22 protein-coding genes are annotated in these 22,466 nt (G+C 70.8%); 13 read left to right on the forward strand and 9 right to left on the reverse strand.

Annotation, left to right across the window (positions count from 1 at the left end; all coding sequences use genetic code 11):
• Positions 1-67: 67 nt before the first annotated feature.
• Together ACQEVI_RS20745 and ACQEVI_RS20750 are read left to right on the forward strand one after the other, a co-directional pair.
• Positions 68-955 (forward strand): glycoside hydrolase family 16 protein, encoded by an 888-nt coding sequence (locus ACQEVI_RS20745; protein ID WP_432902270.1) that lies wholly within the window; start codon positions 68-70, stop codon positions 953-955.
• Positions 956-1,140: 185 nt separating this feature from the next.
• Positions 1,141-1,572 carry a YraN family protein gene (locus tag ACQEVI_RS20750; protein WP_432902272.1) on the forward strand — a complete coding sequence of 144 codons (432 nt, stop codon included), beginning with the start codon at positions 1,141-1,143 and terminating at the stop codon, positions 1,570-1,572.
• A gap of 130 nt (positions 1,573-1,702) precedes the next feature.
• Here the strand turns inward: ACQEVI_RS20750 and ACQEVI_RS20755 are convergent, their stop codons facing one another.
• The 3 genes from ACQEVI_RS20755 to ACQEVI_RS20765 are packed head-to-tail and all read right to left on the reverse strand — an operon-like array spanning position 1,703 to position 5,687.
• Positions 1,703-2,869 (reverse strand): hypothetical protein, encoded by a 1,167-nt coding sequence (locus tag ACQEVI_RS20755; RefSeq protein ID WP_432902274.1) that lies wholly within the window; start codon positions 2,867-2,869, stop codon positions 1,703-1,705.
• Between the two features lie 45 nt (positions 2,870-2,914).
• The gene (gene dprA / locus ACQEVI_RS20760; RefSeq protein ID WP_432902276.1) at positions 2,915-4,165 is read right to left on the reverse strand and encodes a DNA-processing protein DprA; all 1,251 of its coding nucleotides are present in this window, start codon (positions 4,163-4,165) and stop codon (positions 2,915-2,917) included.
• On the reverse strand, positions 4,158-5,687 hold the full coding sequence (locus tag ACQEVI_RS20765) for a YifB family Mg chelatase-like AAA ATPase (protein ID WP_432902278.1): 1,530 nt from the start codon (positions 5,685-5,687) through the stop codon (positions 4,158-4,160). The genes dprA and ACQEVI_RS20765 overlap by 8 nt, the downstream gene beginning before the upstream one ends.
• A gap of 609 nt (positions 5,688-6,296) precedes the next feature.
• On the opposite strand from ACQEVI_RS20765, the gene ACQEVI_RS20770 reads away from it, so the two are divergent.
• Positions 6,297-7,109, forward strand: coding sequence for a hypothetical protein (locus ACQEVI_RS20770; protein WP_432902279.1), 813 nt, complete (start codon positions 6,297-6,299; stop codon positions 7,107-7,109).
• A 49-nt stretch (positions 7,110-7,158) separates the two neighbouring features.
• Here ACQEVI_RS20770 and ACQEVI_RS20775 read toward each other — a convergent pair whose 3' ends face one another.
• On the reverse strand, positions 7,159-7,797 hold the full coding sequence (locus ACQEVI_RS20775; RefSeq protein ID WP_432902281.1) for a hypothetical protein: 639 nt from the start codon (positions 7,795-7,797) through the stop codon (positions 7,159-7,161).
• A gap of 232 nt (positions 7,798-8,029) precedes the next feature.
• The gene (locus ACQEVI_RS20780) at positions 8,030-8,986 is read right to left on the reverse strand and encodes a quinone oxidoreductase family protein (protein ID WP_432902283.1); all 957 of its coding nucleotides are present in this window, start codon (positions 8,984-8,986) and stop codon (positions 8,030-8,032) included.
• 188 nt (positions 8,987-9,174) lie between these two features.
• Here ACQEVI_RS20780 and ACQEVI_RS20785 point away from each other — a divergent pair, with 188 nt between their 5' ends.
• Positions 9,175-10,083, forward strand: coding sequence for a tyrosine recombinase XerC (locus ACQEVI_RS20785; protein WP_432906033.1), 909 nt, complete (start codon positions 9,175-9,177; stop codon positions 10,081-10,083).
• A 70-nt stretch (positions 10,084-10,153) separates the two neighbouring features.
• Here ACQEVI_RS20785 and ACQEVI_RS20790 read toward each other — a convergent pair whose 3' ends face one another.
• Positions 10,154-10,813 (reverse strand): M23 family metallopeptidase, encoded by a 660-nt coding sequence (locus ACQEVI_RS20790; RefSeq protein ID WP_432902285.1) that lies wholly within the window; start codon positions 10,811-10,813, stop codon positions 10,154-10,156.
• A gap of 447 nt (positions 10,814-11,260) precedes the next feature.
• On the opposite strand from ACQEVI_RS20790, the gene rpsB reads away from it, so the two are divergent.
• The 7 genes from rpsB (at position 11,261) to ACQEVI_RS20825 (ending at position 17,374) form a co-directional block, all read left to right on the forward strand.
• A complete protein-coding gene (gene rpsB, locus ACQEVI_RS20795) occupies positions 11,261-12,238 on the forward strand; it encodes a 30S ribosomal protein S2 (protein ID WP_432902287.1) in 978 nt (325 codons plus the stop codon).
• Between the two features lie 105 nt (positions 12,239-12,343).
• A complete protein-coding gene (gene tsf / locus ACQEVI_RS20800) occupies positions 12,344-13,183 on the forward strand; it encodes a translation elongation factor Ts (protein WP_432902289.1) in 840 nt (279 codons plus the stop codon).
• A gap of 187 nt (positions 13,184-13,370) precedes the next feature.
• On the forward strand, positions 13,371-14,090 hold the full coding sequence (pyrH, locus tag ACQEVI_RS20805) for a UMP kinase (protein WP_116677620.1): 720 nt from the start codon (positions 13,371-13,373) through the stop codon (positions 14,088-14,090).
• Positions 14,091-14,215: 125 nt separating this feature from the next.
• Positions 14,216-14,773 carry a ribosome recycling factor gene (gene frr, locus ACQEVI_RS20810; RefSeq protein WP_432902291.1) on the forward strand — a complete coding sequence of 186 codons (558 nt, stop codon included), beginning with the start codon at positions 14,216-14,218 and terminating at the stop codon, positions 14,771-14,773.
• A 50-nt stretch (positions 14,774-14,823) separates the two neighbouring features.
• On the forward strand, positions 14,824-15,666 hold the full coding sequence (locus tag ACQEVI_RS20815; RefSeq protein WP_432902293.1) for a phosphatidate cytidylyltransferase: 843 nt from the start codon (positions 14,824-14,826) through the stop codon (positions 15,664-15,666).
• 65 nt (positions 15,667-15,731) lie between these two features.
• Positions 15,732-16,826: a 23S rRNA (adenine(2503)-C(2))-methyltransferase RlmN gene (gene rlmN, locus ACQEVI_RS20820; RefSeq protein WP_419707855.1), complete on the forward strand. Its 1,095-nt coding sequence runs from the start codon at positions 15,732-15,734 to the stop codon at positions 16,824-16,826.
• Between the two features lie 5 nt (positions 16,827-16,831).
• On the forward strand, positions 16,832-17,374 hold the full coding sequence (locus ACQEVI_RS20825; RefSeq protein WP_116674497.1) for a DivIVA domain-containing protein: 543 nt from the start codon (positions 16,832-16,834) through the stop codon (positions 17,372-17,374).
• Positions 17,375-17,475: 101 nt separating this feature from the next.
• Here ACQEVI_RS20825 and ACQEVI_RS20830 read toward each other — a convergent pair whose 3' ends face one another.
• Positions 17,476-17,871, reverse strand: a complete 396-nt coding sequence (locus ACQEVI_RS20830) for a MerR family transcriptional regulator (protein ID WP_432902295.1) — start codon at positions 17,869-17,871, stop codon at positions 17,476-17,478.
• Positions 17,872-17,929: 58 nt separating this feature from the next.
• Between ACQEVI_RS20830 and ACQEVI_RS20835 the strand changes: the two genes are divergently transcribed.
• Positions 17,930-19,231, forward strand: coding sequence for an MFS transporter (locus ACQEVI_RS20835; RefSeq protein WP_432902297.1), 1,302 nt, complete (start codon positions 17,930-17,932; stop codon positions 19,229-19,231).
• 69 nt (positions 19,232-19,300) lie between these two features.
• On the opposite strand, the gene ACQEVI_RS20840 is transcribed toward ACQEVI_RS20835, so the two are convergent.
• Positions 19,301-20,665: a hypothetical protein gene (locus ACQEVI_RS20840; RefSeq protein ID WP_432902299.1), complete on the reverse strand. Its 1,365-nt coding sequence runs from the start codon at positions 20,663-20,665 to the stop codon at positions 19,301-19,303.
• A gap of 130 nt (positions 20,666-20,795) precedes the next feature.
• Here ACQEVI_RS20840 and ACQEVI_RS20845 point away from each other — a divergent pair, with 130 nt between their 5' ends.
• Positions 20,796-21,089 carry a hypothetical protein gene (locus ACQEVI_RS20845; RefSeq protein WP_432902300.1) on the forward strand — a complete coding sequence of 98 codons (294 nt, stop codon included), beginning with the start codon at positions 20,796-20,798 and terminating at the stop codon, positions 21,087-21,089.
• 22 nt (positions 21,090-21,111) lie between these two features.
• Here the strand turns inward: ACQEVI_RS20845 and ACQEVI_RS20850 are convergent, their stop codons facing one another.
• Positions 21,112-22,410, reverse strand: a complete 1,299-nt coding sequence (locus ACQEVI_RS20850; protein WP_432902302.1) for a DUF418 domain-containing protein — start codon at positions 22,408-22,410, stop codon at positions 21,112-21,114.
• Positions 22,411-22,466: the final 56 nt, after the last annotated feature.

The raw sequence follows: 22,466 nt of genomic DNA on the forward strand, positions 1-22,466 counted from the left end.
TTGACCGTGCACTCCCGGAGCGGGCAGCCTCGCGATTGGTAGATCTTGGTTACCAACGGAGGTAGAGATGCGCATCCCGGCGATCCTTGCGGCGACATCCGTAGCGGCGGTACTGGTAGCCGGGACGGCGATCCCGGAGGACGCCGCACCGACGGCGGAGCTGTTCGACGACTTCAGCTACAGCGGTCCGAGCGACCCGCGCCTCGCCCAGCGCGGCTGGTACGTCCGTTCCGGCGGTGGCGGCCCGGGCGTGCCGGGCGCGGCGTGGTCGCGGGACCACGTCTCGTTCCCGACCGCCGACGGCGGCCAGGTGCTGGAGCTCAAGGCGTCCACCGAGGGCCCCGCCGGCGCCACCGTGCAGTCGGAGGTCTCCCATCAGCGCAAGTTCGCCGAGGGCACCTATGCCGCCCGCGTACGTTTCGCGGACACCCCGGTCAGCGGCCCGGACGGCGACGAGACCGTCCAGAGCTTCTTCACGATCACGCCGCTGGACGCGCCGATGGACCCGGACTACGGCGAGCTCGACTTCGAGTACCTGCCGAACGGCGGCTGGGGCGAGTCCGGTCCGACGCTGTTCATGACCACCTGGGAGACCTATCAGCCCGATCCGTGGCTCGCGGACAACGTCCACGGCACGGTCTCGGCAAGCCTGGACGGTTGGCACGACCTCGTGATCCACGTCGCCGGCGGCCGGGTGACCTACTACCTGGACGGCACGGTGGTGGCCGACCACGGCGACGAGTTCTACCCGGAGACGTCGATGTCGATCAGCTTCAACCACTGGTTCATCGCCGGTGGCCTGGTCGCGGACGGGACGCCGCGCGAATATCTGGAGCAGGTCGACTACGTCTACTTCACGAAGGACGAGGTCGTCCCACCGGCCGAGGTGACTGCCCGGGTCCAGCAGTTCCGGGCCGGATCGGTGGGCTGGGTGGACACCGTACCGGCCGGGTGACCGGACCCGAGGCATCCGGCGTCGGGTTCGAAGTTCCTCGGGGCCGGGACAGGCCCGCCTGACGAGACCGCAACGTTTCGTGCACGACGCCGGGCCTGTGGAACGTCGATCCGTGCACAGGTTGCTCGATGCACCCCGCCCGGCGGCCTCTCCGTGACCAATGGTTGGTCACGGAGGTGGACGCGATGGCGAAGAAGGACGGCGTAGGCCGGTACGGCGAGCGCGTAGCGCTGCGGCACGTGGTGTCGCGCGGCTGGGAGGTGCTCGACACCAACTGGCGCGGCAAGGACGGAGAGCTCGACATCGTCGCGCTCGACGGTGACGTGCTCGTGGTGATCGAGGTCAAGACCCGGTCGGGCCACGGGTTCGGGCATCCCGCCGAGGCGGTCACGCCGCGCAAGCTGGCGCGGATCAAGCGGTTGACCGGACAGTGGCTCACCGTGTTCCGGGAGCGGCTCGCCGCGGCGCGACTGGCCGAGGAAGCACTGCCGGGCAGTCCGGTGGCGGTGCTGCCGGACGTGCGCACGCGCTTCGGAGCGATCCGGATCGACGTGGTGGCGGTGACGCTGCAGCCCCAGGGGCCTGCGGTCGTCGAGCACCTCGAGTCGGTGGCCTGATGGGGACGGCGACCACCCGAGGGTCTCGCTCGTCGGGATGCAGGGGCACGTGGTGCAGGTGCAGGCCCAGCTCGCGGCTCCTACGAACCTGCGGGCGAAAGGTTCGCACCTCCGCCAGGTTCAGCGGGGATCAGGCCTCAGCTGCCGCCGCTGGGTTGGGCGGCCGCTTGGCATCGAGGATCGCGGTGTAGCGCTCGGGGGTGAGGATGATGTCGCCGAAGTCGTGACGGGCTGCGGCAATGACCTGAGGGTCGGGGTCTTGGTGGGCGAACCAGGCAGCCGGGTCAGGATGCTGGACGAGGTGACGTTCGTTTCCGAGGTCGGTGATGGTCCAGGCGGACAGGTCGTGCGCCTTGGCGAGGTGGGTGCTGGTCAGGACCTGCAGGCCGTAGGCGTCGGGGATGTGTTCGCGGGCGACGTCGAGGTCGTCGATCGAGTTCAGCTGGTCGCTGCCCGGGTTCGGCCTGGTCCTGAGGTCGGTCCAGGAGATGGGCATCGGGTTGGCGGTGTCGATGAGGCCGACTTCCAGGCGCGGCCCAAGGTCTTGGAGGATCCGCGTCAGCGTGTCGAGCCTGGTGTGCCAGGTCTCGGTGCGTGAGGCGATCGCGAAGATCGCGCTGGTTCCGTACCCGAGGTCGATCGTGGTGGTCGAGCGGTGCTCGTCGTCGATCCACTGCAGCCCTGCGCGCCTGTGGCGTTCGACGGCCTGAAGGAACTCCGCACCGAGGTCGTGGCTCGGGGCGATGTCGGTGAACATGGAGCGGGTGAGGTAGGTGCTTGTTGCCGGCCGGGTGGCCCAGCGGTCGGCGAGGTCTCGCAGCGTGGCGAGGTCGTGGCGGGACAGGGTCTCGTGCCGGGGCTCTGGATCGTTCGTGTCGGCGGGTATGAAGCGGAGGAACAGTCCCAGGGCGCGGCCGACGGCGTCTACGGACGTGGCCCAGCCGGGAGGGTGGACTGGTGGGGCGCCGCGGACCTGCCCGGCCCAGCCTTGAAGCGTGAGGCGTTCGGCGAGCTGGCGGAGGCAGGCTTGCACCTCGCCGTCGTCCCCGGCGGTGTTCATCAGGGCGATCGCGCCGCCTGCGGTGGTGTCTGCGGCATCCTCGATGAACGGCGAGTGGTCGAGCCAGCGTTCCTCGGCTTCCACGTTGACCTCGTCGGCGGCGTCGCCGAAGTCTTCGAGCAGGTCTGCTTCCGGCCGCGCCGCGGGCCGGCCGGTGGGGCAGAACGCGACAAGGAACTCGACATTGTTGGCGTCCCACGCCTCGTGGATGGACTCCCAGTGCACGTCAACGGCCATGAGCCCATGGAACACGGCTCGGCCAGGTTTGGTCTACCGGCGAGGTCACCTCGCTGGGCGGACGCGTCGCCAGCGGCCTGCCTCCTTCTCTGCGAGGCCCGCGATCAGCAGGGTGCCCAGCTTCGCGCGGACTTCGGAGATGCTCAGGCCTGCCACGGTTGCGACCGAATCGATCGGTGCGGCCTGGCGGACGGGTAGGGCATCGAGCACCCGGCGGGCGACCTGGTCGAGGCCATCCTCTGGCCGTGCTTCCACGACCCGTTCCGGCACGGCGTCGGTCGTCAGGTCACCGGCGAGCTCGGCAGCCTCGGCGGCGTCGGTGACGCACACCGCGGCACCGGAGCGGAGCAGGTCGTGGCATCCGGCGGATGCCATCGAGGTCACCGGTCCGGGGACGGCACCGACGGGTCGGGCCAGGTTGATCGCGTGGTTCGCGGTCGACAGCGCGCCGGACCGCCGTGCGGCCTCCACGACGACGGTCGCCCGGCCGAGCGCGGCGATGACCCGGTTGCGGGCCAGGAACCGCTGCCGGAAGGGCACGGACCCGGGCGGCACCTCCGAGACCACGGCACCGTCTGCGAGGGCGGCGTCCATCAGTCGGCTGTTTGCCGCGGGGTAGAGCCGGTCGACGCCTGAGGCGAGGAGCACGATCGTCTTCCCGCGCACGGCGAGCGTGGCCCGGTGCGCGGCGGCGTCGATCCCGTACGCGCCGCCGGAGACAACGGTAAACCTGCGGTCGACCAGGCCGGCCGCCAGGTCCCGGGTGACAGCTTCCCCGTACCCGGTGGAGGCGCGGGACCCGACCAGCGAGACCGACCGTCGCGTGAGCGCGGCGATGTCCGCCTGGCCGCGGACCCACAACGCGAACGGTGCCGAGGGCCCGAGGTCTTCCAGTGTGGTCGGCCAGTGGGGATCGCCGGGCACGAGCAGGGTCCCGCCGAGCCGGTCCAGCGTCTCCAGGTCTTTGATCGGGTCAAGGCTCTCCAGACGCTGCGCCCACCGCCGCGCCCCCGCCATGAGCACACCGGCAGGTGACGTAGGCCTGGCGTCGTCAGGAGCCAAGGACCGGGCTACCTGCTGTCCGGGCTCGAGCCGGGCCAGCTCCCGGGCGGCGTCGCCAGGCGCACCGACGGCCTGTGCCAGCCACTCCAGGGCAGGTCCTGCTCCCAGTGCACCGACCAGGGCCCCGGCGACGGCATCGGCTGGTTCGGCGAGCCTGCTCCAGGCTGCCCGCGCGATCCGGTCGTCCCCGGGGTCGAAGGTGAACCGGGGCACGTCGAAGAGCGTCTCAGCCACGGGGACCACCTCGCAGCGCGATGGCCTCGCTGACCTCGTCCGTCCCGGGTGAGTCCAAGCCGCCCAGGTCGGCCATCGTCCAGGCGACACGCAGTACCCGGTCCACGCCCCGCAGGCTCAGCCGTCCGGACGACAACGCGGTCGCGACGATCTGGTCGATCTTCCCGCCAGGGGTGACCCGCTCACGCAGCCACGCCCCGGAGACCTCGGTGTTGGTCGTCCACCCCGTTCCCCGCAGCCGCTGTCTGGCGGCTTCTCGGGCGGCCAGCACCCGTCGGGCGACCGCCGCCGTCGGCTCTCCCGGGCCCGATGCCCGTTCGACCGGGTCGACGGGCAGCACGTCGACCTGCAGGTCGACCCGGTCCAGCAGCGGCCCGGACAGCCGGCCCAGATAGCGGCGCCGCATGGTCGGGGTGCAGGTGCACGCCAGCCCCTTGCCGATCGCCAGCCCGCACGGGCAAGGGTTCGCCGCGAGGACCATCTGGAAACGGGCCGGATACCGGGCTGTCCCGCCCGACCGGTGCACCATGATCTCGCCCTGCTCCAGAGGTTGACGCAGCGTCTCCAGGACACGCGGCTGGAACTCAGCGGCCTCGTCCAGGAACAGCACGCCGCGGTGCGCCCGCGTCGCCGCTCCGGGACGCGGTATCCCGCTGCCACCACCGACGACCGCCGCAACCGTCGCCGTGTGGTGCGGGTCCTCGTACGGCGGCCGCCGGATCAGCCCGCCGGCCGGGTCGAACGACCCCACCACCGAGTGCACGGCGGTCACCTCGACCGCCTCCGCCTCGGTCAGGTCCGGCAGAATCCCGGGCAGGCGCGAGGCCATCATGGTCTTGCCGGACCCGGGTGCGCCGACCAGGAAGAGGTGATGGCCCCCGGCCGCCGCGATCTCCAGCGCGCGACGAGCGTCGGACTGCCCGACGACGTCGGCCAGGTCACCCGGTTCCCGGACGAACCCACCTGAGCGCGTGCGCCGCACCGGCTCGACCGTCTGCACGATCGAGACATCGCCGCCGTGCAGCGCCACGACCTCGGCCAGGCTCGCCGCACCGACCACACGGGCGCCGGGCACCAGCCGCGCCTCGTCGACGTCCGCGGACGCCACGACCACCCGCTCATACCCTGCTTCCACGGCGGCGGCCACGGCGGGCAGAACACCGCGCACCGGATGGACTCGGCCGTCCAGCCCGAGCTCACCCAGATGCACCACGCGCTCCAACCCGCTCGCGGGCAGTTGCCCGGCCCCAGCTAGGACCGCGACCGCGATGGCCAGGTCGTACCCGCTGCCCTGCTTACGCAGTGCCGCAGGCGAGAGGTTCACGGTGATCTTGCGTACCGGCCACGCCAATCCGGACGAGGTGACCGCGGCACGCACCCGGTCCCGGGACTCCGCCAGCGCGGCATCGGGTAACCCGACCAGGGAGAACCCGGGGACCGAGGCAGTCAGGTGCGCCTGCACCTCCACCACATGACCCCGCAGCCCGATCAGGGACACAGCGAGCGTCGTCGCGACAGCCACTCAGATCACCGCCCCGATGCGCCCCACGCAGGCCCTTCCCGGGCCGGCCTTGCCCATCGGTGGCGCTGTCGGTTCCTCCTGGTGCACGAGTACGCACGCGGCATCCTGCCTGTGCGTCCCTACGGCGTCTTTCGCTCGCATCGGCTTCACCTCCATGACCAGCCTGATGCGAGACGGGCCACCAGTGCCCGGGACGAACCGGACGCTGTTGACGCACGCGGTTCTCCACAGGTCTGCGTCGCCCTCCCTCCGGCACGATCACTTGGCGAGGGTCTGTCGGCGCCGGGGACCAGCTCGTCGGCAACCCCGCGTCACACCACGGACATGCGTTGTCGGCGGCTCCGACTCTTGCCTGATCCGCGGGAGACAGAGGCCTGCAGGGTGATCTTGTCCGGTCTCCGTTGCGTGGATCGGAGGTGCCCCGGAACATCGAGAGATGTCTCGGCAGGCGACGTGGTGTCGCGAACGCGGATGAGTAGGAGTTCGTCGATGGGACGACGCAAGGCACAGAACCGGTTGATAGCCGGACGCGGCGCCAGGCGGAAGGCCCAGCAGGCTGAGGGACCATCTGGTCGGGGCGACCCAGGCTGGTCGCACAGGTCGCCAGCTGTGATCTGGACCGTCGTCACTGTCGCGGTGGCCCTCGTGCTCGGTCTCCCAACCCTCTATCTGACTTTCCGGTCGACCGTGTCTGCCGAGTCCGACACGGACCTGATTGCCTCTGAGGCTGCACGTCGGCCGGGTCTGCGGGCGGTGTCGATGAGCGCGTACATGTCCGGGCCGGTCGTTGACGGCAAGGAGACGGAAGTTGGTGTTCCCGACAAGCCTGTGACGGGCCTCCGAGGGCCCGTGGTAGACGTACTCGTCGACAACCGTGCGCCGGGACCCGCCATCATCACTCAGATCCGGCTGGAGGTCGTCGAAGCCGGCACCATCGACGAGTGCCGCGGTACCGGCGGGCCGCTCGGCTGGTCGCGTGACTACGACATCAAGGTCCCGCACCCGCTGCCTTCGACGCCGTTGACGATCGTCACCGACATCGAAGAGCCTCTGAGTGTCCCGGCCAATGAAACCGACCGGTTCCTTCTACTTGTCGGCCCGGAGGAACCGGAACCGCAATCGATCTGGTACAGCGTCTTCGACGCATGGATCCTGCAACCTGACCTGAAGGACGTCCCGATCGGGCGCGTGGCGGTCGTCACCACCGGTTCGAGCGCCGGCATCTACCTCGCTGACGACGAGTCGTCGCAATGGGTGGACACCATCACCTACCGCAACCCGGACGGGACGTGGATCGACGGCACGCAGGAGTGTTTGGCTGAGCAGAGCGCAACGGTCAAGCGCGTGCTGGCCATGGAAGACACCGTCTTCCAGAAGGAGCTCGTGACGCTCGGCGAGTTGCTGGCGGCGAAGGGCTTCTGACGTCCTGCGCGACGGCATCCGTCGGATGAGGTTCGTGCGGCTCGCTGCGTCAGCCGACGCTCGGGGCGCGGACGAACCCGAGGTTGCCCTTCCAGACCTCCACCAGGTACCAGTCCGTGTCCTGGATCTGACCAAGGGGTGACATCGCGAGTGGATCGAATCCCGACTCGGCCATAGGTGCCACAGCAGCGGATTCACTCGGGGCCGAGTGCACCGTCGATCCAACGGCCAGCGGAACGCTGGTGGTAGCGGTGTCGACGGCGAGAGCGAGCAGAGAGTCGCCTTCGCACTCGATCTCGTGGACCGAGCAGTCGATCTCGTAGGCGCCCAGCTGGTAGGCGGAGCTGCTCCAGCGGTACAAGGAGTGCGCTCCGACATTGTCGTCGAATACGAGCGTCAGGTACCCGAAGCCGGGCTCGTCGCGAGTCTCGACGTACACCGTGCCCAGTAGCGGCAGGATCTCTTCGTGCTTCCCGTCGCCGTACGGGTCGTTGAGGTACACGGTCTGTGCGCACCCGCCCGACCCGCACCACATCGGGTCGGAGACCGAAGCAAGGAAGTCTGCTTTACCGTTGCGATCCAGGTCGCCCACGTCCTGGATCCCGACCTCCGATGCGTCGGCACCCTCGTGCCGCTCGACAGCCCAGGCGATCAGCGCTTCGCGCTCCTCGCTGCTGAGAACCAGCAACTCGGGCGGCGTCGGAGAGGGGGAAGGCGCCGCGCTTCGCGGGGGAGCCGGGGGCGTGCTGACTCGAACGGCGCTCGAATCGTCGGACCGATCCGACGGAGCTCCGCACCCACTGACGAGCAAGAGGGCCGGCAAGATGGCGACCCACGCGGATCGCAGCCGTGCGCGTCGTACCATCGCAGTGGTGCCCGCAATATCCGACATCAGGTGAGTGTATCGGGGCGGGCGAGGCTCAGCGGGTCGGGTCGAGCAGCAGCTTGCCGACGGTGCCCCGCGAGCGCAGGGCCTCGTGCGCCACGCGGGCGTCGGACAGGGCGTACTCGCCGCCCGACACGGCGCGGAGCCCTCCGCTCTGCGCGAGGTCGAAGAGCTCGGTCAGCGCGGTGCCGTAGAGGTCGCCGGGCAGGCGGAACACGTGCGGGAGCCACATGCCCGCCACGGTGGTGCTGTGGCCGAGCAGGTTGCGCAGCTCGATCGGCTTCGGCGGCGTGCGCCCCGCCATGCCGTAGAAGACCAGCCTGCCGAAAGGCGCGAGCGCCGCGACGCTCTGGTCGGTGGTGGTCCCGCCCACCATGTCGAGCACTATGTCCACGCGGCGCCCGTTGGCGTCGATGAGGGTCGCGGTCATGTCGTCCGCGCGGGAGTCCACGGCGACGTCGGCGCCGAGCTCGAGGGCCAGGGAGCGTTTCTCGTCGCTGCTCGCCGTCGCGACGACCCGGCCGGCGCCCCAGGCCTTGGCCAGCTGCACGGCTATCGTGCCGACACCCCCGGCCGCCGCGTGCACGACCACCGACTCGCCGGGTTCGAGGTGGGCGTTCTTGCGCAGCAGGATCCAGGCGGTGGTGCCCTGCACCAGCATGGAGAGCGCCGTGAGGTCGTCCACGCCGTCCGGCACGGGGAAGGTCATCGCCTCCTCCGCGACCGCACGCTCGGCATATCCGCCGCCGCCGGCCAGGAGCGCGACGACCCGTCTGCCGTCCGGCGTGCGCCCGACCACCTCGCCGCCGGGGACGAACGGGAGCCTGGTCGGCGTCTGGTACGAGTTCTCCACCTGGTGCGTGTCGGCGTAGTTCAGGCCGATCCGCGTGACGTCGATGAGCACCTGTCCGGGGCCCGCCGTCGGTTCGGGCACCTCGACGGCCTTCAGTACCTCGGGACCGCCGAACTCGGTCACCTGTACAGCACGCATCTTTGCGTCCTCCTGTGTTCGTCCGACTGCGTTCATCCGACTGTGCTCGTCCGATCAGCCATACTCGCAGACCTCGCGGGCACGGGCGAAGAAGGCGGCGCGCCTGCTTCCCCGCACGGGACGGGAGCTGCAGACTGGCAAACGTGGACCTTACCGACCTGTCCGGCTTGCCTCGGCTACCCGAGCACATGTCCGACGCCGTGTCCCGGTTCGGCAGCTACCTCGACGCGCAGCGCGGGCACTCCGCCCATACGCGTCGTGCCTACGTCGCGGACGTGACGGACCTGCTCCGATACGCGAAGCGGCACGGCAGCACGCGGCTCGACGCCATCGACCTCACGCTCCTGCGCGGCTGGCTCGCGTCCCAGTCCGACCGCGGGCTCGCCCGCTCCACGCTCGCGCGCCGGGGCGCCTCCGCCCGCGCGTTCCTGCGCTGGGCGCACCGCTCAGGACTGATTCCCGTGGACCCGTCGGCGCGCCTCGCGAGCCCCAAGGTGCCGCGCACCCTGCCCACCGTGCTCGACGTCGATGCCGCGGGCCGTCTGCTCGACGGCGCCCGGGCCGCGGCGGACGAAGCCGACGAGGCGAACCGGCCGGCGGCCCTGCGGTCGTGGGTCGCCGCCGAGCTGTTGTACGGCGCGGGCATCCGCGTGGGCGAGCTGGTGTCCGTCGACGTCGTCCACGTGGACTCCCGGGACCGGCTCGTGCGCGTGCTCGGCAAGGGTGGCAAGGAGCGAGTGGTGCCGTTCGGCATCCCGGCGGCGCGCGCCGTGGAGGCCTGGCTGACCGACGGCCGGCCCGAGCTGGCGACAGCCACGACCGGCGACGCCCTGCTCGTGGGGGAGCGCGGCGGACGCTGGGGCCAGCGCCAGGTGCGGGAGGCGGTGCACCGCCTCGCGGCCCAGGCCGGGGTCGACGACGTGGCGCCGCACGCGCTCCGGCACTCGGCCGCGACCCACCTGCTGCAGGGCGGATCGGACCTCCGCGCGGTGCAGGAGGTGCTGGGCCACGCGAACCTCGCGACCACCCAGCGCTACACGCACGTGGACGCGGAGCGGCTGCGCAGCGTCTACGCCCAGGCATTCCCGCGCGCCTGACCCTTCCCCACCCGTTGAGTGCTGGGTATTTGTCCTCTCGAAACGGTTCGGGAGGACAAATACCCAGCACTCAACGGGTCGGTGGGTCCGGGAGGAGGACTATCGGGTCGGGGGTCAGCAGTGATAGCGGGTCCAGGTAGCGCTCGCCCCGGCGCACGCCCCAGTGGACGCAGGATCTCGGCTCGCAGTGGTTCGGCGTCGTGCCGCCGTCCGCTCGGCTGCTCTCCACCAGACCGATCGCCGACCCGGCGGCGACGGCGGTCCCGACCGGCACCGAGGCGGCGACCGGCTCCAGGCTCGTGCGCAGCCCGTCCGGATGCGTGACGACGACGACCCCGCGCCGTGCGACCTGTCCCGCGAACGTCACCACACCGGGCCCGGGGGAGCGCACGCCGGAGCCCTCGGGGGCGACCAGGTCCACACCGCGGTGCCCGGCGCCCCACTCGTGCTCGGGCGCGTCGAACGGGCGGACCACCCCGGACGGCGGGTCCACCCCGGCGACGGGCGCCACGTACCCGGTGGCTCCGGCCGCGGGCTCCCCGGTGTCGGCGCCCGTCATGAGCCCGAGGTCGGCGCCCGCCAGAACCCCGACGTCGGGGCCCGAGCGGACCGCGGCGGCGGGTACCGCCGCGGAGAGCGCGACGAGCACGGCAGCGAGCAGCACGGTCAGGAGCGGCGTGGCGAGCCGGGCGGGGAGGTGGCGGCCGGCGAGTGCGAGGAGTGGTCTCATGCCCCGAGCATCAACCGGTGTCGGCGCCTCCGGGAGCCGCGGGGCTGCCGTCTGTGCACAGGTAGGCGCGGGACCTGCCTGTGGTCGCGCTCGGAGCCTGCTGCCGGCGTGGCGAGGGTCTCCGCGGCTGGGTCCTCGTTGCAAGGGCTGGTCGGGTAGACTTCCACCCGCGACCGGCATGCACTCCCGATCCGGCAGACGGACAGCCTGGCTGACCGTCGGCCCAACAGGGGGAGCACTCGGTCGACAACGCGCGTCACACCAAAATCGCGTCCGGCAGCGGTCCGGCCCACAGGGTCGGCGTCGGGCACGAAGTGACGCCAGGGGCACCGAAGCAATGCGGTGCCGATCCAACCCAAACCGCGGCCGGGACTCTCAGTCCTGTGCCGCCCTGAAATGCGTGCGGAGGACCCGGGTCGATCTCGGGCCGCACCGAAAGGACGTGTCATGGCCGTCGTGTCCATGCGCCAGCTCCTCGAGAGCGGTGTCCACTTCGGACACCAGACCCGCCGTTGGAACCCGAAGATGAAGCGGTTCATCTTCACGGAGCGCAACGGCATCTACATCGTCGACCTGCAGCAGTCGCTGCACTTCATCGACAACGCCTACGACTTCGTCAAGGAGACGGTCGCACACGGCGGCTCGATCCTCTTCGTCGGCACCAAGAAGCAGGCTCAGGAGCCGGTGGCCGAGCAGGCCGCCCGCGTCGGGATGCCCTACGTGAACCACCGCTGGCTCGGTGGCATGCTCACGAACTTCACCACCGTGCACAAGCGCCTTCAGCGGATGAAGGAGCTCGAGGAGATCGACTTCGACGACGTGGCGGCCTCGGGCCTCACGAAGAAGGAGCTCCTGGTCCTGCGCCGCGAGAAGGACAAGCTCGCGCGCACGCTCGGCGGTATCCGTGACATGGCCAAGGTTCCCTCGGCCGTCTGGATCGTCGACACGAACAAGGAGCACCTCGCGGTGGACGAGGCCCGCAAGCTGGGCATCCCCGTCGTCGCGATCCTCGACACCAACTGCGACCCCGACATGGTCGACTACGCGATCCCGGGCAACGACGACGCGATCCGTTCCGTCACGCTGCTCACCCGCGTGATCGCGGACGCCGCCGCCGAGGGCCTCATGCAGCGCCACTCCGGTGGTAACAAGTCCGGTGCCGAGGCCGAGGTCGCCGCCGAGCCCCTCGCCGAGTGGGAGCGCGAGCTCCTCGCCGGTTCCGAGGGCGCCGTCAGCGATGCCGCTGCTGAGGCTGCCGCATCCGCTACCCCGGCAGCGCCCGCCGCGGTCGTCGAGGCCGTGGAGGCCGCCGAGGCCGCTCCTGCCGCTGCGCCGGAGGCCGTCGTCGAGGAGGCCGCCCCCGAGGTCGCCGAGCCCGCCGCCGAGGCTGCTCCCGAGGCCGCCGAGGCCGAGACCGAGAAGTGACGTGCTGCGCTGACCGGGTCCGGCTCGTCCGGACCCGGTCGGCGCACCGTTCCTCGGGTCTCACGACCTCCCACGAACAACACGACTGCACGGAGGACCAGAACAATGGCGAACTACACCGCCGCTGACATCAAGGCGCTGCGTGAGCGGACCGGCGCCGGCATGCTCGACGTCAAGAAGGCACTCGACACGGCCGACGGCGATGCCGAGAAGGCCATCGAGATCATCCGCACCAAGGGTCTCGCCCGCGCCGCCAAGCGTGAGGGCAACACCGCCTCCGAGGGCCTCGTGGCCGTCAAGGTCGAGGACACCGCGGCCGGCCAGGTCGCCACGATGATCGAGCTGAACGCCGAGACCGACTTCGTCGTGAAGAACGAGAAGTTCATCGCGCTGGCCGAGGCCGTTCTCGAGGCCACGGCCGCCGCCGGCGCCTCGGACGAGGTAGCGGCCGCCGCCGCCCCGTCCGCCGAGGGCACCGTCGCCGACCTCATCGCCGCTCAGGGCGCCACGCTGGGCGAGAAGATCGTCCTGCGCCGCGTCGCGCGCGTCGAGGGCCCGAAGGTCACGACGTACCTGCACAAGACGGCCAAGGACCTGCCGCCGTCGATCGGTGTCCTCGTCGTCACCGACGAGGCCGGCGCCTCGGTCGCCAAGGACGTCGCGCAGCACATCGCCGCGCTGGCCCCGAAGTACCTCACGCGTGAGGACGTCCCGGCGGACGTCGTCGAGAAGGAGCGTGCGATCGCTCTGGAGACCTCGAAGAACGAGGGCAAGCCGGAGGCTGCGCTGCCCAAGATCGTCGAGGGTCGCCTGAACGGCTTCTTCAAGGAGGTCGTGCTCGTCGACCAGCCGCTGGCCAAGGACTCGAAGACCACCGTCGGCAAGCACGTTGCCGCCGCGAACGGCTCGGTGTCCGCGTTCGTGCGTTTCCGCGTCGGTTCCTGACGCAGCTTGGTCGGCCCGGTCCGCGCTTCGGCGCGGGCCGGGCCGACGCATAGGTGGGTCGGATCCCCGGACGGGGACCGGCGCGCACGCCGGGCTCTGTCAGGGGCACGAGCCGGCTTCCCGGTAATGATGACCGAAGGGTGACGGACCAGTGAGCGACGAGGCGACTCAAGACTTCGCGGTGGACATGGAGGGCAAGCCTGCCCGGCGTGTGCTCCTGAAGCTGTCGGGCGAGGCGTTCGGCGGCGGCAGCGTGGGGCTCGACGCCGTCGTCGTCCGGCGCATGGCCAAGGAGATCGGCGTGGCGGTGCGTGACGGCATCCAGGTCGCCATCGTCGTCGGCGGCGGCAACTTCTTCCGCGGCGCCGAGCTGAGCGTGGCGGGCATGGACCGTGCCCGCGCCGACTACATGGGCATGCTCGGCACGGTCATGAACTGCCTGGCCCTCCAGGACTTCCTGGAGCAGGCCGGCGTCAAGACGCGCGTACAGACCGCCATCACCATGGGGCAGGTCGCGGAGCCGTACATCCCGCTGCGCGCGATCCGGCACCTGGAGAAGGGCCGCGTCGTCATCTTCGGCGCGGGTGCGGGCATGCCGTACTTCTCCACCGACACCGTGGCGGTGCAGCGTGCCCTGGAGACGGGCTGCGAGCAGGTCGTCATGGGCAAGAACGGCGTCGACGGCGTCTACGACTCCGACCCGCGCCGCAACCCCGACGCCAAGAAGCTCGACCACCTCACGTACACGGACGCACTCGTGAACCGCCTCGGCGTCATGGACGACACGGCGCTGGCCATGTGCCGCGACAACAACGTGCAGATGCGCGTGTTCGGCATGGAGGGCGAGGGCAACGTGACCCGCGCGCTGGCGGGCGAGCCCATCGGCACGCTGATCACCTCGCGCTGAACGTCCTCGCGCTGTACGAGCACAGCGCGACCCGGGCCGCGGGAAACGCGCGAGCCTTTCGGTAGCCGGGCAAAGTGTCCGTAGAGTGGCCCCGGCACCACCCGTAGACGAATGAAGGAGCAGTGGTGATCGACGAGACCCTCCTCGAGGCCGAGGAAAAGATGGAGAAGGCGATCGAGGTCGCCAAGGAAGACTTCGCCGGCATCCGCACCGGTCGCGCCAACGCGGGGATGTTCAGCAAGATCACCGTCGACTACTACGGCGCGCCGACGCCGCTGCAGCAGCTGGCGTCGTTCAACATCCCGGACGCCCGCACCGTCATGGTCGCCCCGTTCGACAAGAGCTCGCTGCCCGCCGTCGAGAAGGCGCTGCGCGACTCCGACCTGGGCGTGAACCCGGCGACCGACGGCAACGTCGTCCGCGTGGTGCTGCCCTCGCTCACGGAGGAGCGTCGCCGCGACTACGTGAAGCTCGCCAAGACCAAGGCCGAGGAGGCGCGCGTCTCGGTGCGCAACATCCGGCGCAAGGCCAAGGACGAGCTGGACCGCGTCGTCAAGGACGGCGAGGCCGGCGAGGACGAGGTCACGCGCGCCGAGAAGGAGCTGGACAAGCTCACCAAGAGCCACGTCGACGTCATCGACCAGCTGCTCTCCACCAAGGAGAGCGAGCTGCTCGAGGTCTGATGTCCGCACCGCCTCGAGACAGATCAGAGCGAGACAATGCGCACACCGTCGTGAGTCCCGAGTCCGAGCCCGTACCGGCCCCGAAGCAGTCGCGCGCAGGCCGTAACCTGCCCGCCGCGATCCTGGTCGGCGTCGGTCTGCTCGGGATCGTCGGCGCGTCACTGTACTGGCGACCGGAGCCGTTCGTCCTCTTCGTGGTCCTCCTGATGTGGGCCGGACTGTGGGAGCTGCGCCAGGCGTTCGCGCGCCGCAACCTGCGCCTGCCGATGGTGCCCCTGTTCGTGGGTGCCGCCGGCATGATCGTCTCCGCGTACCGCGGTGGCGGGGAGGCCTTGTTCGTCGCCTTCGTGCTGACGGTCGCGGCGGCCGTGGTCTGGCGTGCGCTCGACGGGTCCGGCCTCGGCGCTGTCCGGGACTCCGCCGCGTCGGTCTTCGCCGCCGCCTACGTCCCGTTCCTGGCGGGGTTCGTGGTCCTCATGCTGGCGCAGCCCGACGGCGAGATCCGGGTGGTGCTGTTCATCCTCCTGGCCGTCGCCAACGACACGGGCGGCTACATCGCCGGCGCCACGCTGGGCAGGCATCCGCTCGCGCCGACCGTGAGCCCCAAGAAGTCGTGGGAGGGCCTGGCCGGCTCGATAGTGCTGGCCACCACGGTGGGCGTGCTCGGCGCCGTCTACGGGCTGGGCCAGAGCCCGGTCCTCGGGATAGCGCTCGGCGTCATGACGGCAATCACTGCGACTGTGGGCGATCTCGCTGAATCTCTGCTCAAGCGTGACCTAGAATTGAAGGACATGGGCTCATTGCTCCCGGGGCACGGGGGCGTGCTGGATCGCCTCGATTCGATGATCATCACAGCGCCCTTCGTCTATCTCGTGCTCTCGGTGGTTGCCTGATGAAAACTCCCCTTGCCCAGCCCGTCGTGCGTCCTTCGGACGAGACGCCGGCGATCCCGCTGCAGATGGCGCCGAAGCGCCGCGGCAAGCCCCCGAGGCACTTCGCCGACCTCACACCTGAGGAGCGCGTCGCCTCGGTGGTGGAGGCGGGCGAGCCGGCGTTCCGCGCCAAGCAGCTCGCCACGCACTACTTCACGCACTACACGAGCGACCCGGCGAAGATGACCGACCTCCCGGCGAAGTCCCGGGACGCGCTCGCGACCACCATGTTCCCTGAGCTGATGCGGCCCACCCGCAAGCTCGAGGCCGACGGCGGCACCACGGTCAAGACGCTGTGGCACCTGTTCGACGAGGCCAAGGTCGAGTCGGTGCTGATGCGCTACCCGCAGCGCACCACGCTGTGCGTCTCCAGCCAGGCGGGCTGCGGCATGGCCTGCCCGTTCTGCGCGACGGGCCAGCTCGGCCTGACCCGGAACCTCTCGACGGCGGAGATCCTCGAGCAGGTCCGCGCGGCCTTCCGCTCGCTGGCCGAGGGTGAGATCCCCGGCGGCGTCACGCGGCTGAACAACCTGGTGTTCATGGGCATGGGCGAGCCGCTGGCCAACTACAAGGCAGTGATCGAGACGGTGCGGACGCTGGTCGCGCCGCAGCCCGAGGGCTTCGGCATGTCGGCCCGCAACATCACGGTCTCCACGGTGGGCCTGGTCCCGGCGATGCAGAAGCTCACCAAGGAGGGCATCCCGGTGACGCTCGCCCTGTCGCTGCACGCGCCCGACGACGACCTGCGCTCCGAGCTGGTGCCGATCAACACGCGCTGGAGCGTCGACGAGACCCTCGACACCGCCCGGAACTACTTCGAGGTGACCGGCCGTCGCGTGTCCATCGAGTACGCGCTGATCAAGGACATGAACGACCACGCCTGGCGTGCGGACCTGCTCGGCGAGAAGCTCAACGCCCGCGGCCGCGGTTGGGTGCACGTGAACCCGATCCCGCTCAACCCGACGCCGGGTTCGATCTGGACCGCGAGCGACCGGGATGTCGAGGACGAGTTTGTGGCACGATTGCGCGGTCACGGGATCCCGACCACGATCCGTGATACCCGCGGGAGCGATATCGACGGGGCCTGCGGGCAGCTTGCGGCTGAGGAGGACGACGAGTGAGTGGGATGTTCAACAGCGTTCCCGCGATGCGCACCGGGTACGACAAGGACGAGGTCGACGAGTTCTTCGAGCACGCGCGGCAGGCGTACGAGGGACGTACCGCGGACCGGCTGACGAGTGCCGACATCCAGGCGTCCACGTTCGACCTGACCCGTGGTGGGTACAACACCCATGAGGTCGACGCGGCGCTCGACCGGCTCGAGGCGGCGTTCATCGCCCGGCAGCGCGCGGAGTACGCGGCGGCGCACGGCCAGCAGGCCTGGATGAACGCGCTCGCCGAGCGTGCGCGTTCGCTCTACGGGCGGCTGGGTCGGCCCGACGGCGAGAAGTTCGCGCCCGCCGACCGCGGTTCGCAGGGTTACGACAAGGACGACGTCGACGACCTGTGCGACCGGCTCATCGGGTACTTCGACCGGCAGGAGCCGCTGACGGCGGGCGACATCCGGTCGGCGACGTTCGGGCGCGCGCGCGGTGCGGACGCCTACGACGAGGCCTCGGTGGACGCGTTCCTGAGCCGTGCGGTGGAGGTCCTGCTCGGCGTGGAGTAACACTCTGGTCAGGGACCGGGGTGACGAGAACGGGGTTGTGTTCCCGCTGGGCTTCCAGCGGAACACAACCCCGTTCTCGTCGGCTCCTGCCTGCCTCTGGGTCAGGGAGTCAGCGCGGGCTCTGCTGCCTCGCGGAGGAGGACCTCGTTCTGGGTCGCCTTCAGGAACGAGCGGATCGAGTCCCGGCTCCGGGTCAGGCAGTCGATGCGCTCCTGGACGCCGACCAGCTCCCTGGCCAGCTGTTCGGCCACATCGCGCGGGCACGTCGGCTCGTCGCGGGCCGCGGCGAGCTCGGCGTCGAGCAGCACCTTGACCAGCCGCGTCGGGATGCCGGCCTGGACCAGGCCCGCCACGCGGGACACCCGCTCCACGTGAGCCTCGGTGTAGGTGCGGTAGCCGTTCGGCGCACGATCCGCCTCGAGCAGGTCCTGCTGTTCGTAGTACCTGATCAGGCGGGTGGTCACGCCCGTCCGGGCGGCGAGCTCACCGATCTTCATGCTTGCCTCCGGGCAGGGCTTGACATTGACACCAATGTCAAACTTTAGCGTTGCCGACATGGAGAAAACAGGCACCACGACGGGCACCGCACCAACCGTCCGGCTGGTCCTCACCGACCCGCAGGACGCGGGCGTCTCGAACCGCCCCACCGACGCACTGCCCTGGCCGTCCCTGCTCGTCCTGGGCGCCGGGACGCTCCTCATGGTCACTGCCGAGATGCTGCCGACAGCCGTGCTGGAGCAGATGAGCACGGGCCTCGGTGTCGCCGAGTCGAGCACCGGCATGCTGGTCTCGGTGTGGGCGGCGGTCGTGGTCGTGCTCAGCTTCCCGCTGGTGCGGCTGACGCGCGGCAGGGACCGCCGCGCCGTGATCGCCGGCGGGCTGGCCGTGCTCGCGCTCTCGTCGGCCCTCACCGCCCTCGCACCGACGTTCCAGCTGGCGGTCGGGGCGCGGATCCTGGGCGCGGCAGCGGTCGGGCTGCTGTGGGCCACCACCAACGCGCACGTCGCCGACCTGGTCCCCGACCACCTGCTCGGGCGCGCCGTCGCCGTGGTGCTCGGCGGGGCGACCCTGGGGATGGTCGTGGGCACCCCGCTCGCCAGGCTCGTCGCCGACGCCGCCGGCTGGCGGGCCGCCTTCGGGGCCCTCGCGGTCCTCGGCGTCCTGGGGGCCGTCGCGGTCCGGCTGGTCGTCGCGCGGGCGTCGGTCCCGGAGGTCCCGGAGGTCCCGGTGGGCGCGACGGACGCTACGGACACGACGGACACGACGGCGGACGGCGCGGAGCCCGGCCCGGGCGCGCAGGCGCCTGGGGGCATGGTTCCACTGCTCGCAGTGACGGGGCTCGTGGCGCTGGTGCTGGTGGGCCACTACGGCGCGTACACCTACATCACACGCCTGACGGAGGCGCCGTCCGAGGCGCTGCCCGGCGGGATGAGCACCCTGCTGCTGGTGTTCGGGCTCGCCTCGGCGGTGGGCGTGGCACTAGCGGGCCGGTTCGGTAACCGGACCGGCCCCGCCCTGGTCGTGAGCGTGGCCGCGACCGCGCTGACCGTGGCAGCGCTGGGTATCGTCGACGTGCATCCGGCGGTGGGGATCGCCGTCGTCGTGGCGTGGGGGGTCGTGTCAGGCGGCATGCCGCCGTTCGCCCAGACGCTGATCCTGCGGCTGGCCGGACCCGAGCGACGCTCGTTCGCCGGCGCGCTGATCCCTGTGCTGTTCAACGGCGGGATCGCGGTCGGTGCCGCGCTCGCGTCACTCGTGGTGGCCGGCTCGGGTGTGGCGGCGCTGCCCCTCCTGGCGGCCGTGGTGGTGGCCGCGGCCGCGATCGGCCTGACCCTGTCCCTCCGCCGCACCGCATGACGAGAACGGGATGGTGTTCGCGGGGGGAGCGCCCCGGCGAACACCATCCCGTTCTCGCTGCCGTAGGCGTCAGCAGGACGGTGCCACCGGGGCCGACGTTCCTGTGAATACGTAGGCGCCCGAGACCCAGTTGCCCGGCCCGATGCGGTTCCACACGTTGGTGGTGCCGAAGGTCCCCGTGATCCTGGCGCCGCGCGCGGTGCACTCGATCACCACGTTCGCGTAGTTGCCGGCCTGTCCGACGGCGGGGTAGTCCGTGCTCGGTCCCGAGCGCACGTTGAGCGGACCGCTCTTGGTCCTGACGACACCCTTGGGGCCGTCTCCGGTCCAGAGGTAGGTGACGGTGGTCCAGGCGTTGTCGGTGAGCCCGACGGCGTCCCAGAACGTGCCGTCCCCGAGGTCGATACCCGCCGGGTTGGCGACCTGGCGGCCGAACCCGTCGCGCCCGCGGTTGTAGTCGTCCTGGTAGGCGGCCTGCGCCTGCGGGCGGCCCCGGGGCAGGTCGGACCAGGACTGACGCGTCTCGCCCCCGTTCCAGTAGTCGTCGGTGGTGTTCCACGGTCCGACGTCCCAGACCGGGGCGTACGCGCAGCGCCCGGTGCTCTCGGCGCAGACCCGCACCGAGTAGCTGCCGGAGTCCTTCGACGACAGCCCGCGCCGGGACGGCAGCGCGACGAAGTGGTCCCGCGAGGTGATGACGTGGCCGTTCGCGGTGGTCCCGCCCACCAGGCCCTCGCGGGTGGCGAAGACCTTGTACGAGTCCGCGACGCCCGTCGGCGCGGCCTCTCCCTCCGCGTCCTGCAGCGACTGCGACCGGCGGGCCTCGGGTGTGAGCGTCACCTCCCGCACGGCCGGGCCGGTGCCGTCCTCGCCGACGAGCGTGACGCGCGCCTGGACCGTCTCGGCGGGTGCGGGGAGTGGGGAGCCCGCCGGCACCCACTCGGTCCAGGAGTCGGGGCCCTGGTCGGTGAGCCGGCCGCGGACGTCGACCAGGACGGAGGTGCCTGCCGGGGCCGTGGCGTCGACGTCGGCGGTGACGACGCTCGCGGGGGAGTCGAGGACCTTCGGCTCCGTGACCAGCTGGCCGGACGTCTCCTGGTGCGCGCTGCCGCCGTCGGCGCTGCCGCCGTCGGCCCTGCCGTCGTCCGACACAGCGGAGCCGCCGGACGTGCCGGCGGGGTCCAGGCGGAGCGCGCCGCCGGAGTGGCGCACGCCGGCGTCGTCGTCGGTACGGGTGGCGAGGTCGACGGACCAGGCCTGCCCTGCGGCGTCCGGACCGGCGGCACGCGTGACCGTCGCGACGGCGGTCCCCGAGGTGACCAGGCCCGAGGTCACCAAGCCCGTGGCGATCAGGCTGGAGGCGATCAAGACGGCGCAGGTCTTGGCGGTCAGCGCGGCGGCACGGCGTCGGGTCCTGCGTACCTGGGTGAGCATGTGCTGAATCTAAGCGGCTCGGTATTTCACCCGCGCGGTGAAGCGGGAGAAATCTCGGGACGCCGGTTCGCCGGGCCGGTGCCCGAGCAGCTCGTCCGGTGGTGCATGATCGGGGAAGTACCCCAGAGTGATGACGAGCAAGGAGAACGACGTGTCCGAGTTCCTGGCCGACAAGCCCGGCAAGTTCGACCTCGACGGCGACGGCATCGTCGACGTGGAGGTGGCCGACACCGACGGCGACGGCGTCGTCGACGCCCAGTTCGAGGACTACGACGCCGACGGCGTCCCCGACGTCGAGCTGCACGACACCGACGGTGACGGGCGGCCCGACGTCGTGGTGGAGACCGCCGGCGGGACGCAGACGATCTCCGTGGACACCGACGGCGACGGCGAGGACGACGCCGTCGACTCGTTCCCGGCCTGAGCCTGAGGGCTCGGCCCGCGGTTCAGGCTCCTGGCTGAACCGGTGCCGGACGCTGCGTCGGCCGGCCGTACGCCAGCCGGCGCAGCGCCACCTCGGCCGGCCCGCGCCGTCCGGTGCGCTCCTGCCAGACGGCGAACACCACGGTCAGCGCCCAGACGCCCAGGGCGAACAGCAGCATGCTCCACGAGGAGAGGTGCTGGCCCAGGCCGAGGCCCCAGGCCGCCAGGATCGGCGCGCACAGCACCGACTGCAGCAGGTAGGACGTCAGTGACCGCTTGCCCACCGCCTGGACGGCCCCGGCGAACGGCCCGTCCGTGGTGAACAGGTTGTTCGACGGCGTGCCGCTGCGGCGCAGGGCGACACGGTGGCCGATGAGGCCGAACAGCGCGACGTAGCCCAGGCCGCCGAAGAAGCCGGTGAGGATCTGCACGGGCAGGAAGACCCAGGCCGCGTGGTCGGGCACGGCGAGGACGCCGACGTGGTCGAGTGCGGACGGCAGTGGGCCGAGCCAGCCGATGGCGATGCCGACCACCGCGACCCGGCGCAGCAGCGGCAGGTGCTCACCCGGGTTCTCGAGGATGCGTCGCCGCCCGGCCCAGAAGGCGAGCAGCAGCATCATCGGGACGACGAGGAAGAAGAGCCCCTGGCCGACCGTGCCGAAGACCCAGAAGCCCAGGCGCTCGAAGATCGACACCAGGTACGAGGTCGACTCCATCGACTCCGTGGACGGGCCGGTGGTGTCCGAGAGGATCGCCTGCGCGATCGGGTCGTCCGCGGGGATCTGCGCGGTGAAGTACGAGCCGATCACGGCGAACACCGTGCCGATCGCCAGCAGGCCGCCGAAGACCCAGGTCCACACGAGCAGCGTGCGGTCCTTGACCTCGAAGAACAGCCACACCATGAGCAGGCCGGCCAGGCCGTAGGCGCCGAGCACGTCGCCCATCCAGAGCAGCGCCGCGTGCACGAACCCGAACGCGAGCAGGAGCCAGTTGCGCTTCTGCAGGAGCTTGCGAGCCGTTGCCTCCGACGTCCCGGAGGACACCTGGCGGTTGTAGAGCTGCATCATGCCGTAGCCGAAGAGGAACGCGAACATGGGGTAGGTCCGCATGTCCACGAACACGATGATGAGGAAGTCGGCGACCTTGTCGACGGCCGAGCCGTCGATGGGGTGCGACACCCAGGGGTTCGTCTCGCTGCCCCACAGGTAGTAGGGCGTGTTGGCGATGGCGATCAGCAGGAGCATGAAGCCGCGTGCGAGGTCGGGCGCCGGCGAACGCTCGGCGGCCTGGACCGGACCCCGGGTCAGAGCTGTGGTGGACATGGGTACATCTCAGCAGGCCGGGGGCCTGACCGCGAGCAAAAGAGCGGACTTTCGCC

The organism is Promicromonospora sp. CA-289599, assembly GCF_050936155.1.
In the GTDB taxonomy this organism is placed as follows: domain Bacteria; phylum Actinomycetota; class Actinomycetes; order Actinomycetales; family Cellulomonadaceae; genus Promicromonospora.